General features: G+C 69.7%; 11 protein-coding genes. 3 read left to right on the top strand and 8 right to left on the bottom strand.

Going from position 1 to position 16,012, the window contains the following annotated elements; genetic code table 11:
- Nucleotides 1-133: 133 nt before the first annotated feature.
- The 8 genes from ACQ859_RS07245 to ACQ859_RS07210 form a co-directional block, all read right to left on the bottom strand.
- Entirely contained in the window at nt 134-2,917 is a 2,784-nt protein-coding gene (locus ACQ859_RS07245; RefSeq protein ID WP_431265204.1) for a TonB-dependent receptor, read from the bottom strand.
- A 325-nt stretch (nt 2,918-3,242) separates the two neighbouring features.
- Nucleotides 3,243-4,718, bottom strand: a complete 1,476-nt coding sequence (locus tag ACQ859_RS07240; RefSeq protein ID WP_431265203.1) for an extracellular solute-binding protein — start codon at nt 4,716-4,718, stop codon at nt 3,243-3,245.
- Nucleotides 4,663-5,502, bottom strand: a complete 840-nt coding sequence (locus tag ACQ859_RS07235) for a carbohydrate ABC transporter permease (protein ID WP_431265202.1) — start codon at nt 5,500-5,502, stop codon at nt 4,663-4,665. The genes ACQ859_RS07240 and ACQ859_RS07235 overlap by 56 nt, the downstream gene beginning before the upstream one ends.
- Complete coding sequence (locus tag ACQ859_RS07230) at nt 5,499-6,464, bottom strand: carbohydrate ABC transporter permease (protein ID WP_431265201.1); 966 nt, start codon at nt 6,462-6,464, stop codon at nt 5,499-5,501. The genes ACQ859_RS07235 and ACQ859_RS07230 overlap by 4 nt, the downstream gene beginning before the upstream one ends.
- Nucleotides 6,461-7,603, bottom strand: a complete 1,143-nt coding sequence (locus ACQ859_RS07225; RefSeq protein ID WP_431265200.1) for an ABC transporter ATP-binding protein — start codon at nt 7,601-7,603, stop codon at nt 6,461-6,463. The genes ACQ859_RS07230 and ACQ859_RS07225 overlap by 4 nt, the downstream gene beginning before the upstream one ends.
- Nucleotides 7,604-7,683: 80 nt before the next feature.
- Complete coding sequence (locus ACQ859_RS07220) at nt 7,684-8,787, bottom strand: hypothetical protein (protein WP_431265199.1); 1,104 nt, start codon at nt 8,785-8,787, stop codon at nt 7,684-7,686.
- A 13-nt stretch (nt 8,788-8,800) separates the two neighbouring features.
- Nucleotides 8,801-9,850 carry an aldose epimerase family protein gene (locus tag ACQ859_RS07215; protein ID WP_431265198.1) on the bottom strand — a complete coding sequence of 350 codons (1,050 nt, stop codon included), beginning with the start codon at nt 9,848-9,850 and terminating at the stop codon, nt 8,801-8,803.
- The gene (locus ACQ859_RS07210) at nt 9,847-12,171 is read right to left on the bottom strand and encodes a UDP-glucose--hexose-1-phosphate uridylyltransferase (protein WP_431265197.1); all 2,325 of its coding nucleotides are present in this window, start codon (nt 12,169-12,171) and stop codon (nt 9,847-9,849) included. Before ACQ859_RS07210 ends, ACQ859_RS07215 begins: the two co-directional genes overlap by 4 nt.
- A gap of 111 nt (nt 12,172-12,282) precedes the next feature.
- Here ACQ859_RS07210 and ACQ859_RS07205 point away from each other — a divergent pair, with 111 nt between their 5' ends.
- From ACQ859_RS07205 to ACQ859_RS07195, 3 genes are all read left to right on the top strand, one after another.
- Nucleotides 12,283-13,290, top strand: a complete 1,008-nt coding sequence (locus ACQ859_RS07205; RefSeq protein WP_067277641.1) for an ArsR/SmtB family transcription factor — start codon at nt 12,283-12,285, stop codon at nt 13,288-13,290.
- Nucleotides 13,291-13,475: 185 nt separating this feature from the next.
- Nucleotides 13,476-14,657: a glycoside hydrolase family 43 protein gene (locus ACQ859_RS07200; RefSeq protein WP_431265196.1), complete on the top strand. Its 1,182-nt coding sequence runs from the start codon at nt 13,476-13,478 to the stop codon at nt 14,655-14,657.
- Nucleotides 14,658-14,757: 100 nt separating this feature from the next.
- Nucleotides 14,758-16,011 carry a sialidase family protein gene (locus ACQ859_RS07195; protein ID WP_431265195.1) on the top strand — a complete coding sequence of 418 codons (1,254 nt, stop codon included), beginning with the start codon at nt 14,758-14,760 and terminating at the stop codon, nt 16,009-16,011.
- Nucleotide 16,012: the final 1 nt, after the last annotated feature.

Here is a 16,012-nt window from a genome sequence, read left to right as displayed (position 1 = left end):
ACCCCTGCCCTCTCCCGCAAGCGGGAGAGGGAGAGAGAGGAGCCGCCGCTGCGAGCTGAGCCGGTCGGACTCCCTCTCCCGCTTGCGGGAGAGGGTGGGGGTGAGGGCCAGCGGCGGTGGAAGGACTGAAAGATCAGTACTTCGCGTTGAAGCTCAACCCGTAGAACTTGTCGTCCGACCGGATGTCGTGCGGGAAGCTCTCGTTCTGGAAGTAGCTGTAGTACTTCGACCCGGTCAGGTTGTTGGCGTTGAAGCTCACGCTCAGCTTCTCGCTGAACGCGTAGCCGATCGCGAAGTCCAGCCGGCCGTAGTCCTTGACGCGGTTGTAGGTCGGCGGCACGTTCGGGTCGCAGGCCGCGACCGCCATGCCGTTCTCGGCCGACGGCGCCAGCAGGCAGCCGAAGGAGCCTTCGTTGAACTTGCTGCGCCAGGTGTAGGTCAGGCGGCTGGTGAAGCCGTACTTCTCGTACAGCAGGCCGGCGTTGAAGCTGTGCTTGGACACGCCCAGCAGCGGCTTGCCGAACAGCGGATCGGTCTTGGTGTTGACCTCGCTGTCCGCCAGCGTGTAGTTGCCGAAGACGCCCAGCCCGCTGAACGCGCCAGGCAGGAAGTCCATGAAGTACTGGCCGCTCAGCTCCAGGCCCTTCAGCGTCGCCTTGCCCAGGTTGCGCGGACGGCTGATGTCGTACTCGACGCCGTCGATGACCTCGGGCGCTGTCGACCGCACCACGCGGTTCTTCAGCACGCGGTGGTAGACCGCCGCCTGCAGGTAGCTGCCCTTGTTGAAGTACTTCTCGATCGACAGGTCGTAGGCCGTGCTGGTCTGGTCCTTCAGCTCCGAGTTGCCGCCGCTGCCGCTCGGGCGGATGTTGGCGTTGGTCGGGATCGAGTAGGTCAGCGACGGGTTCAGGTCACCCAGCGCCGGACGCGACATCGTCTTGCCGGCAGTGGCACGGATCAGCAGGTTGGGCACGACCTCCAGCTTGGCGCTGAAGTTGGGCAGGAAGCGCGAGGCCGTCGAGCTCGCGGTCTGCGGCGTCACCACGCCGTTGACCCGGCCGGCGCCGCTGATGTCGCGCTCCAGGCGCACGAAGCGGCCGCCGATCACGCCGTCCAGCGGCAGGCCGGCGAGCTTGGTCTCGTAGTGCGGCTGCACGTAGACGGCGTAGGTCTTCTCGTCGGAATCGTAGTTGTTGAGCGGGTCGTAGGACGGGTCCCCCAGGGCGCCGCCGTACAGCGCGCGCAGCGTGTCCGTGTTGTTGAGCAGGTAGTCCGGATTCGGCGTCATCCACGGCGAGCAGTTGTTGATCTGCGGGATGCAGTTCGGCGCCGTGATCAGGAAGTTGCCCGGCAGCTGCGTCGCGCTGCTCACCAGCGTCGCGCGGTTGCCGCCCGGGGCGTTCGGGCCGCCCGGCGCATTCGCGCGCCAGTGCGATTCGCGCTTGGTCACGCGGGCGCCGAAGTCGACATTGCTGATGAAGCCGCCCAGCTCGTAGTTGCCGCTCAGCGCCACCGCGTCCTGCTTGGACTTCGCGCGGTTGATGTCCTGGAACAGCGAGTTGGCGAAGCGGAAGTCCGTCGCCTGGCCGAGCGGATTGCCCGGCATGTTGGTGGTGCCGTAGCCGCCGTTGTTGATGACGATGTCGACGGCGTTGATCTGCTTGCCGAGGTCGACGATGACCGTGCGGTTGCTGTTGGTCGACTCCATCCGCGACAGGTCGAGGTTCATCGACAGCGGACCCGAGTTGTACTTCCAGCCGCCCGCCAGCACGCGCTGGTCGGTGGACTGCTTCTTGGCCTGCGTGCTGGTCAGTCCCGGCACGTTGTTGAAGGTCGCCGACACGCCGTTGCACAGGCGCTGGATCGGCTGCGACGACGGGCCGAGGAAGCCCGCGCCGTCGACGTGCGCGTCGAAGCAGTCGTCGCTGCCCTTCGGGTTGGTGATGTTCTGCGCCGCGAAGATGTCCGAGAAGATGAAGAAGGTCGCGAACTTCGCGCGGTAGCCGGCGTAGAGGCCGTCGACGTAGAACTCGTTCTCCTGGTTGGGGCGCCACTGGAAGGACGCGTTGACCTGCGGACGCTGGTACTCGCCGGTGTCGGTCAGGCCGCCGACGCAGGTCGGCAGCACCAGGCCGGGCGCTCCGGGCGGGCCGTTGGTGCCCGAGCGCGGATCGCAGTTGAACGAGATCGGCCGGTTGAACTTGTGGTCGGCGTAGGAGATGTCGACCAGGCCGCCCATCTCGCCCGCCGGCGTATTGGTGCGGTAGGAGCCGAGCAGGCCGAGCTTGGTGCTGGGCTTGTCGGCGTAGTCGCCCTGGCTGGCGCGGCCGTTGAGCACCAGCGTCAGGCCCTTGCTGAACTCCAGCGGCTTGCGCAGCCGCAGGTCGATCGCGCCGGCCACGCCGCCTTCGATCAGGTTGGCGCCGGCCGACTTGTAGACGTTGGCGCGCGAGATCGCTTCCGCGGGCAGGTCCTGGAACGCGAAGCCGCGGCCCACGCCGGTGAACATCTCGCGGCCGTCGACGGTCGTGATGATGTCGCCGATGCCGCGGATCAGCGGGTTGACGATCTCGTTGTTGAAGTTGACGACGGTCTGCACGCCGGGCACGCGCTGCAGCGCCTCGGCCACGGTGTTGTCGGGGAACTTGCCGATGTCGTCGGCGACGATGGACTCGACGACCTGGTCGGCGTCGCGCTTGGTCTGCACCGCCGCCGCGCGGCTGGCGCGCTGGCCGACGATGACGACCTGTTCCAGCTTGGTGCCCGCCGCGCCCGAGGCGGCGGTCTCAGGCGCGGCGGGAGCCGCGGGAGACTTGGGGGCGTCCTGCGCCAGGACCTGCTGGCCGGCGAGGCACAGCGTCAGGCAGGCAGCCGCCGAGATCGGCGAGAGCCGGAGGGAGTGGGGGATTCGATTCATTGTTGTCTCCAAGGGCCTCGTGACCGGTGCGCGGGGAGGAACGCACGCCTGGTCCGGGCCGGGTTTTAATACAAACAACTTTTCTTGCAGTATTCGGCGAGATTCGGCGCCTGCCGGCACTCGATGCGTGCCTGCCGCTGCCCCGGTGTGGCGGGATCTCCGCTGGACCGGTCCTACGTTTGAAGCTCAGGAAGCCGTAGAAATCGACGCGAACGCGGTGACCGATGCGTGGGCCCAGGCTTGTGCTCCGGGTTGCTTCAGCACGGTCTTTCAGGACCTTAGCGTTCGGTTTTTGTGATTATTCACAAATTAATTCGTTATAAACCTAGCGCAAACCATGAGAGACGCCAGCCTGTGCCGTCGGCGCCACGCCGGTGTCGCTGGAGGCCGCGCCGAGGAAGCGCGATTCGCGCTCCAGCAGGCGGTTGATGCGCTGCTGGCCCTTGGCCAGCGTCGCGTCCAGCGGCTCGCCGGAGACGACGATGGAGGCCACCGTGTCACCCAGCATGCCCATCACGCGCGACTGCCGCGCGACGGTCGTCGGCAGGCCGGTGCCGTGCGCGGCGACCGGACCGAGCGACGCACGCATCGGCAGCGCCTTGAACGCGGCGCTGTCGACCGCCGACTGCCGCGCGGGCAGTTGACCGGTGCGGGCCCAGGCCAGGCTCTCGTCGTTGAGGAAGCGCAGGAAACGCAGCGCGGCGGCGCGCTCCTGCGGCGTCTGCCGCGGATTGCGCAGCATCACCCACACGTGGCTGTCCGCCCAGGTCGCGGGCTGGGTGAACAGCGTGGGCTCGGGCACCGCCTCGTACTGGCTGCTCAGCGGATTGCCGGGCTTGGCCGCGCGCGTGGTGAGATCGCCCAGCAGCCAGGTGCCGTTGGGCATCACGCCGCCGGCGCCGGCCATGAAGGCCTGCAGCGCGGCGCTGTAGTCCATGTTGCGCGTGGACAGGCCCTCGGCGTAGACGGTGCGCATGAACTGCACCGCCTCGCGGACCGGCGGGGACGTGAGGTCGACCGCCTGGTCGCCGCGCGGGAACAACGTCCCACCCTGCTGCGCCACCAGCCCCAGCACCGAGCGCGCGAAGAAGCTCGGATCGTTCAGCGTCAGCCAGACGAAGTAGGGCTTGCCGGTCGCGCGCTTGAAGGCGCGCGCCTGGTCGAGCGCCTCGGCGGTCGACCTGGGCAGACGAGCATGGCCCTTCGCGTCGACGAGGCCGGCCTGCCTCATGAGGCCGAGGTTGATGTGCCACAGCGCCGCGTGCGAGTCGTACGGCAGCGCGACGACATGGCCTGCGAAGGTCACGCCGTGGCGCGCATGCGGGGTGAAGTCCTCGACGGCCACGCCCTCGCGGGCGAAGCCGTCCTCGAGCGGCTGCAGCAGGTCGCGCTTGGCGAAGTCGCCCAGCACCGAGCTGTGCATGATCGCGATGCTCGGCAGGTCGCCGCCGACGATGCGCGCGCCCAGCTGCTGGTAGTAGGCCGAGTGCTCCACGACCTGCGTGTCGACGCGGATGCGGCCGGCCTCCCGCGCGTTGAAGCGGTTGGTGAGCGCGGTGATGATCCCGCACTCGCTGCTGGCCTTGGACGGATCGGTGACCTGGCCGTACTCCGCGTCGCAGCTGCCGAAGAAGCGGGCGAGCGTGATGTGGACTTCGCCGCCCGACGCGCCCCCTGCCCTTGCGCGAACGTCGCGACGTTCAGCGTCAGCAAGGCCGCGAGGGCGATGTGCTTGAGGATGCGCTTCATGCCGCCTTCCCTCCCGCCACCGCGGCGACGATGTGCCGCTGGAAGAAGGCATAGAGCACCAGCACCGGCAGCGCCGCGAAGACCGCCTGCGCCATCAGAAAGCCCAGGCCCTCGGACTGCGCGAAGTTGGTCTGCGTGGCCGCGAGACCCAGCGTCAGCGTGTACATCTCGGGACGGGTCGCGGAGATCAGCGGCCACAGGTAGTCGTTCCAGGCCGCCAGGAAGCTGAAGATGCCCAGGGTCGCCTGCGCCGGCAGCGTCTGCGGCAGGATCACGCGCCAGAAGATCTTCCAGCGCGAGGCGTTGTCCATCAGCGCGGCCTCTTCGAGCTCGCGCGGGATCGCCTTGAAGAACTGCGTCATCAGGAACACGCCGAACGGCGCGGCCAGGCGCGGCAGGATCAGCCCGGCATAGCTGTTGTGCAGGCCGAGCTCCGCGAAGATGCGGTGCAGCGGGATGACCACAGCGGGCTCCGGCACCGCGAGGCCCGCGAGCGCCAGCGCGAAGGCGATGCGGCGGCCGGGGAACTCGCAGCGCGCGAAGCCGTAGCCCGCCAGCGACGAGATGAACAGCACCAGCGCCGTCTGCACCAACGCGACGATGCAGCTGTTGAGCACCCAGCGGAACACGGCCGGGTTGGCGAGGATGTCCGCGTAGTTGCGCAACGTGAAGGGCGTCGTGAGGATCGCATCGGTACGCTCCATCAGCACCGCGTTCGACTTCAGCGACAGCGCGAAGACCCAGGCGAGCGGGAGCATCCACAGCAGCGCGAGCGCGATGGCCGCGCCGAGGAGCACGCGGTCCCACGGACCGTTCTGCCAGACCCGGGCGCTCATGCCTGCGCTCCTTCGCGTCGCTCGGCCCAGCGCTGGACGGACACGCCCAGCACCATCAGCACGAACAGGATCTGCGCCGCGGCGGCGGAGTAGCCCAGCGCCCATTGGTCGAAGAGCGCCTCGTAGATGAACATCACCAGCGTGCGGGTGCTGTTGTTGGGACCGCCGTTGGTCAGCAGCTGCGCCTGGCCGAAGACCTGCAGCTGGCCGATCACCTGGATGATCGCGACCATGATCAGCGTGCGGCGCAGCGCCGGCAGCGTGATGAAGCGGAAGCTGCGCCAGCGGCTGGCGTTGTCCAGCGCGGCGGCCTCGTAGAGATCCGGCGGGATCTGCTGCAGCGCGGCGAGGATCAGCATCATCGGCAGGCCGATGCCCCACCAGAGCGTGACCAGCGCGATGAACGGCAGTGCCAGGGACTCGTTGCTGAGCGGCGCGAGGTCCGGCAGGCCGAAGGCCGCGAGGCTCTGGCTCAGCAGCCCGCGGTCGGGCAGCAGCACCAGGCGCCAGATCAGCGTCACGACGGTCACCGACAGCACGTTGGACGCGAAGAAGGTGCCGCGCAGCCACGCGCCGGTGCGCCCGGGCCGGTTGAGCACCAGCGCGAGCGCGAGGCCCAGGCCGACGAAGGCCGGTGTGCAGATCGCCGCGAAGAAGATGGTGTTGCGCGCGCAGATCAGGAAGACCTCGTCGCGCACCAAGTCCAGGAAGTTGGCCAGGACTACGAACTGGCCCTTGCCGGTCAGCAGGTCGACGGCGTTGAAGGAGAGCCAGAAGCCTTCGAGCACGGGCGCCGCGAGCAGACCCAGGTAGCAGAGCGCGAACGGCGCAATGAAGGCCCAGCCGACCCAGGCCGGGCCGTCCATCGCCGAGCGACCCAGCGCCCCGCGCGGCGGCTCGGCGCCCGAGACGACCTCGGCCGCCTCGCTGGCGGCGCCGGCGGTGAGCGTCGCGGCGCTCATCGGACTTCCGCCGCGGTGGCGCCCGCCACCAGCGCTTCGGCCGGCACGCCGTCCGGGCGCGGCTCGGCGTGATACGCAAGGCCGGCGCCGTCGAAGAGGTGCACCTGCTCGAGGTCCGGTCGCAGGCGGACCGTCTCGCCCATCGCGAGCGTGCTGCTCACCGGGACCTCGGCCACGACGACCGTGCCGTCACCCAGGCCCACGTGCGCGAGGCTGCGTTCGCCGAGGCGCTCCAGCAGCTCGACGCAACCGGCGATCGGGCCATCGGCGGCGAGGCGCAGGCCTTCGGGCCGCACGCCGATCTCCAGTTGACCCGCGATCGGCTTCGCCGCGATCTGCGTCGTCACGACGGCGCCGCCGGGGAGCCGGACGGCGATCCGTCCCTGCTGGTCGGCCATGCGCTCGACCGGCAGGAAGTTCATCGACGGGCTGCCGACGAAACCCGCGACGAATCGGGTGCGCGGGCGCTGGTAGATGTCCATCGGCGGACCGGCCTGGTCGATGCGGCCGCCGTTGAGCACGACGATGCGGTCGGCCAGCGTCATCGCCTCGACCTGGTCGTGGGTGACGAAGACCATGGTCGCACCCAGCCGCTTGTGCAGCCGCGCGAGCTCGATGCGGGTGCGGTTGCGCAGCTTGGCGTCGAGGTTGGACAGCGGTTCGTCGAACAGGAAGGCCTTGGGCTCCTTCACCACCGCGCGACCGATCGCGACGCGCTGGCGCTGGCCGCCGGACAGCTGGGCGGGCCGGCGCTGCAGCAGCGTGTCGAGCTCCAGCATGCGCGCGGCGTCCTCGACGCGGCGGCGCACCTCGGCGTCGGCGATGCCGATGTTGCGCAGGCCGAAGGCCATGTTGTCGAACACGCTCATGTGCGGGTAGAGCGCGTATTGCTGGAACACCATCGCCAGCCCGCGCCGGCCGGGCGGCAGCGCGGTGACGTCCTGGTCGGCGAGCAGGATGCGGCCGCCGGAGACGCTCTCCAGCCCCGCCAGCATGCGCAGCAGCGTGGACTTGCCGCAGCCCGACGGGCCGAGCAGCACGATGAACTCGCCCGCCCCGATGCTGAGCGAGAAGTCGGGAATGATGTCGACAGAACCGTAGCGCTTGGCCACGCCGTCGAACACGATGCTTGCAGTCATACGTCTCCTGCCGGGCGCCATCCGTCGCAGCGCCTCTGGTCATTGGCGACCGGGGCCGTGGTCCCCCGGTCCGCCGTGTCTCAATCCGCGCGGGTCGATCCGCGCTTGCGAGCGCCATGTTGCCGCAACAGCTCGGCCTCGCGCTCACGATACGGCGTGCCGTCGGTGTGCAGCACGTCGTGGAACCAGACCAGCGGCGGATCGATCGTGTAGGGCTTCTTCCACGAGTCCCACGGCATCTTCGTCTGGCTCTTGCCGTCCACGAAGCCCCAGTTGAGCATGCCCACGTCCTCGCGCCAGGCGATCGGCAGCGCGACGTCGAAGGTCGAGCCCAGGCTGCGCGCCATGTACTCGGTGCAGATCAGCGGACGGCCGTAGGCCTGCAGCTGCTTGATGCGGGCTTCGAGTTTCTCGGGCCAGCTGTAGTCGTGGAAGCTGACGACGTCGGAGCCGGCCAGCTGCGCCTTCTGCACCGCGTTGAGTTCCTTGGACTCGGGGCGCCAGTCGTCGCCCAGCCACACGCCGCTGGTCAGCGGCTGCGAGGGCTTCTGCGCGCGCGCCCAGTCGAAGACCTGCGGGATCAGTTCCGCCACCAGCGCGATCTTGTCCTTGGCCTCGCGCGGCAGGTAGTAGCCCATGCCGCCGCCCTGGTTGTCGGGCTCGTTCCAGACGTCCCAGTAGGTGACGCGCGGATCCTGGCCGTAGGTGCGGACGATGTCCTCGACATAGGCGCGCAGCGCGGGCCAGGTCGAGCGGTCGGCGAGCTGCGTCGCGGACGGGCTCTGCACCCAGCCGGAGTTGTGCACGCCGGGGATGGGTTCGCGCTGCGGGCCCAGCTTCGGATGCGGGTCCCAGCAGGAATCGAACAGCACGAACATCGTCTTGATGCCGTGGCGGTCGGCGATGTCCAGGTACTGGCCGATGCGGCCCTTGAAGCCCGCCGCGTCCTGCGCCCACAGCAGGTCGTGCAGGAACACGCGCATGGTGTTCATGCCCAGGCCGGCGGCCCAGCCGAGTTCGAGGTCGATGCGGTCGGCGTCGAAGCTGTCGGCCTGCCACATGGCGAGCTGGTTGATGGCGGAGGCGGGCACGAAATTCGCGCCCAGCGCCGGCGGCTGCGCCTGGAACCAGGTGTGGGCCTGCTCGGGCGTCCAGCGGGCGGGAGCGGAGGTGGAATTGCTCATGGGGGTCTCGGGGTCAGGCCTTGTCGGCCGGGGAGGTCGAGGAAGGGAACGAGGAGGCGGCCGAGGGAACGAAGCGGTAGGTCAGGCGATGACGGTAGACCTCGCCGGGACGCAGCACCGCGCCGGGTTGCGGCCATTCGGGGTGATGGGGACTGTCGGGCAGCGCCTCGGGCTCGATCGCCAGGCCGCCGTGCTTGAGGTGCGGGCGGCCGTGCCGGTCGGGCGTCTGGGGCAGGAACTCGCCGGCGTAGAACTGCAGACCGGGCGCGTCGCTGTGCAGCGCCAGCATCAGGTGGCCGTCGCCTGAGCGGAGCACCGCGGCAGCGCCCTCGCCGGCCGGCTCGTCGATCAGCCAGCAGTGGTCATGGCAAGCGGGCTGGACATCCAGTCGGCGCAACGCCTCGAGCGCGTCGCCGATGCGGCGCGGCTGGCGGAAGTCGAAGGGCGTGCCCGCGACTGGCGACTGCTCGCCTGTAGGGATCAGGTCGGCCCGCACCGGCAGGTAGCGGCTGCCCGCGATCCGCAGTTGCTGATCGAGGATGAGACGGTCCGGCCCATCGAGGTTGAAGTAGGCATGGCTGCTGACGTTCACCAGCGTCGGCGCATCGGTGCGCGCCTCGAAGCTGATGCTGACCGTCAACGGGGCTTCGACGCGGTAGACGACGCGGACATCGAGGCGGCCCGGATAGCCCTGGTCACCGTCTTCCGAGCGCAGCGTCAGTTCCAGCGAGTGCTGGTCGTGATGGGCGACGTCCCAGACCTTGCGGTGGAAACCGGCCGTGCCGCCGTGCAGCTGGTTCGGCCCCTCGTTCGCGTCGAGCGCGAAGCGCTGTCCGTCGAGTTCGAACGACGCGCCCGCGATGCGGTTGGCGTAGCGGCCGACCACGGCGCCGAGATAACCCGGCTGGCGCAGGTAGTCCGCCGGTGTTTCGTAGCCGAGCAGGACCTCGCGGTCATCGCCGTTCACGGGCACCACACAGGACATCCACGACGCTCCCGCATCGGTGATGGCGATGCGCAGTCCGTCCGGCGAGCACAGCTCGAAGGTCTTGAGCGCGCTCATGCGAGCACTCCCGCGCCATCGGAGGCGGCGCAGACATGGACCTCCGCCGCGCGGCCGTCCGGCGAGCGGTAGCCGCGTTCGACGGCGACGCGGATCTCGTCGACCATCGCCCGCGGTGCGAGCGCGATGACGCAACCGCCGAAGCCGCCGCCGGTCATGCGCGCACCGCCGTGCTCGCCGATGACGCCCTGCATCAGCGCGGCGAGCGCATCGATCGCGGGAACGGTGATCTCGAAGTCGTCACGCATGGACCAGTGGGATTCGCGCATCAGGTGGCCGATCGCGGCGAAGTCGCCGCGCGATAGCGCGTCGGCCAGACCGGCGCAGCGATGGCTGTCGGAGATGATGTGGCGCGCGCGGCGGCGCACGACCGGGTCGAGCTGTCCGCCGAGCCGCGACCAGAGCGCGTCATCGACATCGCGCAGCGCCTTCACGCCGAGCCCCTGGGCCGCCGCCTCGCATTGCTGGCGGCGCAGGTTGTATTCGCTGTCGACCAGGCCGCGCTGGATCTTCGAGTCGACGACCAGCACCGCGATGTCCTCGGGCATCGGGATCGGGCGGACCTCCAGGCTGCGGCAGTCCATCAGCAGCGCGTGGCCCTTCACGCCGAGCGACGATGACAGCTGGTCCAGCACGCCGCAGCGGCAGCCGGCGTAGACGTTCTCGGCGCGCTGGCCGGCGAGCGCCATCGTCGTCGGCGGCAAGGTCCAACCGTTCAGCGCGGAGAACGCGTGGCCGATCGCCATCTCCAGCGAGGCCGACGAACTCAGCCCCGCGCCCTGCGGCACGTTGCCCGCGATCGACAGCGTCGCGCCGCCGACGGCGTGGCCCTGCTCGCGCAGCACGGCGACCATGCCCTGCACGTAGCGCAGCCATTGCGGACTCGCCGCGACGTCCGCGGCGTCGGCGATGCGGAAGCGGCCGGCCGCGCCCAGGGCGCCGTCGCCCGGCAGGTCGCAGGCGAGGACCTCGATCACATCGTCGTCGCGCCGCGCCGCGGCCACGACCGTGTCGCGGTCGATCGCGCAGGGCATCGCGAAGCCCTCGTTGTAATCGGTGTGCTCGCCGATCAGGTTCACGCGCGCCGGAGCGCGGCTCAGGCGTTCCGGCGACTGGCCGAAGGCGCGTTCGAATCCTTGCACCGCACGTTCACGCGGTGTCGCTTGACGATCCTGGCTCATGCGCCCTCCGCTTGTGCGGCGCGGCGCGCCTGCCGGTAATGCACGGTGTCGCTGACCTCGCGCAGCCGCTGCGCCGCGGTCTCCGGCGTGATGGTCGCGCTGCGCCTCGCCGAGCATCTCGAAACCGACCATGAACTTGCGCACCGTCGCCGAGCGCAGCAGCGGCGGGTAGAAATGCGCGTGCAGCTGCCAATGCCGGTGCGCGTCGTCGTCCGGCTGTCCGGCGCCGTGCGGCGCACCGTGCCAGCCCATCGAGTACGGGAAGGAGCACTGGAACAGGTTGTCGTAGCGCGTCGTGAGGCGACGCACGGCGACCGCGAGGTCGTCCGCCTGCGCCGGCGTCATCGCGTCGAGCCGCAGCGTGTGCGCCTTCGGCAGCAGCAGCGTCTCGAACGGCCAGGCGGCCCAGTACGGCACGAGGGCCACCCAATGCTCGGTCTCGACGATCACGCGCTCGCCCGCGGCCAGCTCGTCGCGGACATAGCGCACCAGCAGCGGTTCGCCGTGGCGATCGAGGTAGTCGCGCTGATGCGTGTCGGCGAGCACCGCCTCGTCGGGCAGTTGGTCGAGCCCCCAGACCTGGCCGTGCGGATGCGGGTTGGAGCAACCCATCGCCGCACCCTTGTTCTCGAAGACCTGCACCCAGCGGTGATGCGCCCCCATGTCGGCGGACTGGTCCATCCAGGCCCGCACGACGGCACGCAGTTCAGGCAGTTCGAGCTCCGGCAGCGTGCGGGCATGGTCCGGCGAGAAGCAGAGCACGCGGCACTCGCCGGCGACGGGCGCCGCCTGGAACAGGTTTGCGCCCGCCTCGTCCGCGACGGCGAGGCGCGCCTCGTCGCCGCGCGCCGGCTGCAGCGCCGCGAAGTCGTTCGTGAACACGAAGGTCCCGGTGTAGTCCGGGTTGTGCTGGCCGTTCGCGCGGACATTGCCGGCGCACAGGTAGCAGGTCGGGTCGTGGCGGGGCAGCGGCGTGTCGTCGACCGGCTCCTGCGCGCCCTGCCAGGGCCGCTGCGTGCGATGTGGGGAGACCAGCACGTGACGGCCGGTCAGCGGATTGCGGCGGCGGTGGACGCGGCCGGGGGAATCAGCGGAGGTGGCGGTCTCGGCGCCTCGCCCGTCGTGGTGTGCGGGGTTCATGGCCGCCATTATCACGAACTTGTTTGTTATTAATGATTGGTCTTTACCCTAAGGCCTCAGAGGAGCGGAGCGATCCGCATAAACTCGCGAAAAATCTTTTGGGGACGCGCAATGGTGGAGGTCTCGGGCAGCCGGGTCTTGATGGTCGAGGGGGATGCGGCGCTGGCCGTGGCCAAGGCCCTGGCGTCGGACACGCGACAGGCGATGCTGGGCCTGCTGACGCACCAGGTGCTGAACGTCTCCGAGCTGGCGGGCGCGATGAACCTGCCGCATTCGACGGTGAGCTTCAACATCAACCAGCTGCAGGCCGTGGGCCTGGTCTCGGTCGAAGTGGAGCCCGGCACGCGCGGCCAGCAGAAGCTCTGCTCCAAGCGCTACGACGAGGTGCGCCTGCGCCTGCCCGGCGCGGCGATCGAATCACGGCCCAACGTCATCTCGATCAGCATGCCCATCGGCAGCTACCGCCACGTCGAGGCCAAGCCGACCTGCGGCCTGGTGAGCGAGAGCAAGATCATCGGCATGCTGGACGACTCGCGCTCGTTCTTCGAGCCGGAGCACGTCTACGCGCAGCTGCTGTGGTTCGGCGGCTCGGGCTATGTGGACTACGCCTTCCCCAACAACCTGCCCTACGGCGCGGTGCCCAGCCACCTGGAGCTGTCGATGGAGATCTGCTCCGAGGCGCCGCAGTTCAACGAGGACTTCCCGTCCGACATCACGCTCTGGATCAACGACCGGGAGATCGGCACCTGGACCAGCCCCGGCGACTACGGCGGCAAGCCCTCGCTGCTGATGCCGAGCTGGTGGCAGGTGGACCGCACCACGCACGGCCTGCTCAAGCAGTGGAGCGTGGGCGAGAAGGGCTCGATGATCGACGGCGTCGCACTGGGCGCGGTGAAGATCGGCGACCTGGACCTGCCGCAGACCAACCACATCAAGGTGAGGCTGGGCATCAAGGACGACGCCCGCAACCGCGGCGGCCTCAACCTGTTCGGCCGCAAGTTCGGCAACTACCCGCAGGACATCGTCATGCGGATCGCGTTCGACTTCCCGCGCGGACACGGCCCGGACGCGGTCGGCGCGGATGCCTCCGCCTCGCCGAGACCGCGCGAGATGCGTTGAGCGCGGCGTGGCGCTGAAGCGCATCCGGCGCGCGGGCCGCGCCTGAAACCCGGCGGAATTTCAGCGAGGCTCGTTAGTAACAAACATACTTGTTATTAATGACCGATCCGGTCTACCATCCGCGCCGATCCCACCCGGGGCGCGGCATGAGGCCGCGCCGATGCGGCGGGACAGGAGACCTCCCCATGCATCCAGACACGGACGCGGACCTGCCGCGCCGCCGTTGGCTCGGCCTGGCCGCCGGGCTGGGACTCGCGGGCGCCGCGATGTCGACCGGCTGCGCCAGCGCCTCATCCGCCCGCCCCTCGGCCGCCGCGCCGGCCGCCCCGTCCTCCGCCTCCTCCGCTTCATCCGCCGTGAAAGCGGCCACCGCCTCCGGGACCGCCATGTCGACCACCTTCACCAACCCCGTGCTGCCCGACCGCGAGGCCGGGGATCCCTTCGTCGTCTTCCACGAGGGCGCGTACTACCTGACGGCGACCTTCGATCCCGAGGGCGGCGTGTGGGTCTACCGCTCGGACCGGCTCAGCGACTGGCGCCAGGCCGAACGCAAGAAGGTCTGGACCGCCGACGCCAGCGGCCCGCGCAGCGCCATGATCTGGGCGCCGGAGCTGCACCACCTCGACGGCCGCTGGTACCTGTACTTCACTGCGTCCGACCACGTCGACGCCAACCACCGGCATTACGTGCTCGAGGCCGACCATCCGATGGGCCCATACCGCGACCTCGGGCGCGTGCACCTGGCGCATGAGCGCTATTCGATCGACGGCTCGGTGCTGCGGCTGGCCGATGGCCGGCTGTTCTGGATGTACGCCGACGCGGGCCTGTGGATCGCGCCGATGTCGAGCCCGGCCAAGGCCGACGGTCCCGGTGTGCGCATCGTCCAGGGCGAGCACGACTGGGAGCGCGGCTGGCACAAGGTCGACGGCAAATGGCAGGTCCAGCCCAAGGACTACTGGATCGAGGCGCCGCAGCCGTTGCGGCATGCAGGCCGCGACTTCGTCGTGTACTCGGCGGGGCACACGGCGGCGGTGTACTACCTCGGGCTGCTGGAGCTGACCGGGAAGGACCCGATGGATCCGAAGAGCTGGACCAAGCATCCGAAGCCGGTGTTCGGCCCGACGGACGGACCGACCGGCGTGGCCGGCGTCGACGGCGTCTTCGTGCCGGGCCACAACAGCTTCACGAAGTCGCCGGACGGCACCGAGGACTGGCTGGTCTATCACGCCAAGGACAGCGCCGAGAACGACCCGCACGGCCGCACGATGCGCATCCAGCGCTTCACCTGGACGGCGGACGGCCGGCCGGACTTCGGCCGCCCGGTCCCGTCGGGCGTGCCGCAGCGCAAGCCCTCGGGCGAAATCTGAGCGGGAGGACGCCATGACATCTCGTCCCTCCTCCACCGTCTCCTCCTCCGGGCAGGCTTGCGCGCCCCGGGCTCTCCCCAGGCGCCCCCTCCTCCGCGGCTTGACGACCGGCGCCGGCGCGCTGCTGGCGGGCCTGCTGCTCGCCGCCTGCGCCAGTTGCGGCGGCGGCTCGTCGAGTTCCGACGCGGCCACCCCCAGCGCCCCGCCCCCGGTCACCCCGCCACCGGTCACGCGCGCTGGCACACTGCTCAACGGCGACGCGCCGGCCTTCTATCCGCGACTGATCAGGCTCCAGCATCAGACGGATGCCTCGCTGAACGGCGCGTTGCTCGCCAGCACGATCACCTTCGAGGGCGATCGCGGCCAGGGCAAGCTGTTCCTCAGCAAGGACGACGGTACGAGCTTCCAGCCGCAAGGCGCGGTGACCGATGCCGCGTGGCCGAAGGGCCTGTGCTGCGGCTCGGTCTATGAGCTGCCATCGGCGGTCGGCGTGCTGCCGGCGGGCACGCTGCTGTGGTCGGCCTCGGTCGGCCAGGACACGACCGGCCAGCCGATGACGCATCCGATCCACCGCAGCAACGACGGAGGCAAGACCTGGCGCTTCCTCGCGAACTGCGGTGTCGGCAACAAGCCGCGCGGCGGCGACGGCACGGGCATCTGGGAGCCGGAGTTCCTCGTCACTCGAGACGGCGCGCTGGCCTGTCTGTATTCCGACGAGACGGACGGGACATCGGCCGGCGTCTCGCAGACGCTCAAGATCACGAGCACGACGGACGGCGCGACCTGGACGGCGCCGCGCGTGATCGCGTCGGCGGTGAAACCGACGGACCGGCCCGGCATGGCGGTGACGAGCCGGCTCGGCGACGGCAGCTTCCTGCTGAGCTACGAGCACTGCAGCACGGCCGGGCTGGATTGCCGCGTCGCGCTGAAGCGCTCCGCGGACGGGCTGGACTGGGGCGACCCGGCCGTTCGCGGTCCGGAGCCGAAGACGGCCGACGGCCGCTTCTTCCGCCATGCCCCGACGCACGTGTGGCTGCCGGGACGGCAGCGGATCGCGCTGATCGGACAGATCCTGTTCAACGCGGGCGGACAGGTCGATGCGGGCGGCAACGGCGCGACGATCTTCCTCAGCTCGACCGCCGACGGCAGCGGGACGTGGACGACGATGGAAGCGCCGGTCAAGCCGCTGAGCCCGCCTGCGCAGACGAACTGGTGCCAGAACTATTCGTCGCCGCTGCTGCCGAGCGCGGACGGATCCCGGCTGATCATGTTGGCGAGCGACTTCGAGACGAATGCAGCCGGACAGCAGGTCTGCCGCACGCGGTTCGGCAGCGCGGCGCTGCCGGCGCCTTGAG

It is taken from the genome of Roseateles chitinivorans, assembly GCF_050632235.1.
GTDB classification, from domain to species: Bacteria; Pseudomonadota; Gammaproteobacteria; order Burkholderiales; family Burkholderiaceae_C; genus Roseateles; species Roseateles chitinivorans_A.
The sequence above is the reverse complement of the archived record's forward strand: the minus strand, read 5'-3'. Positions and strand labels throughout refer to the sequence as shown.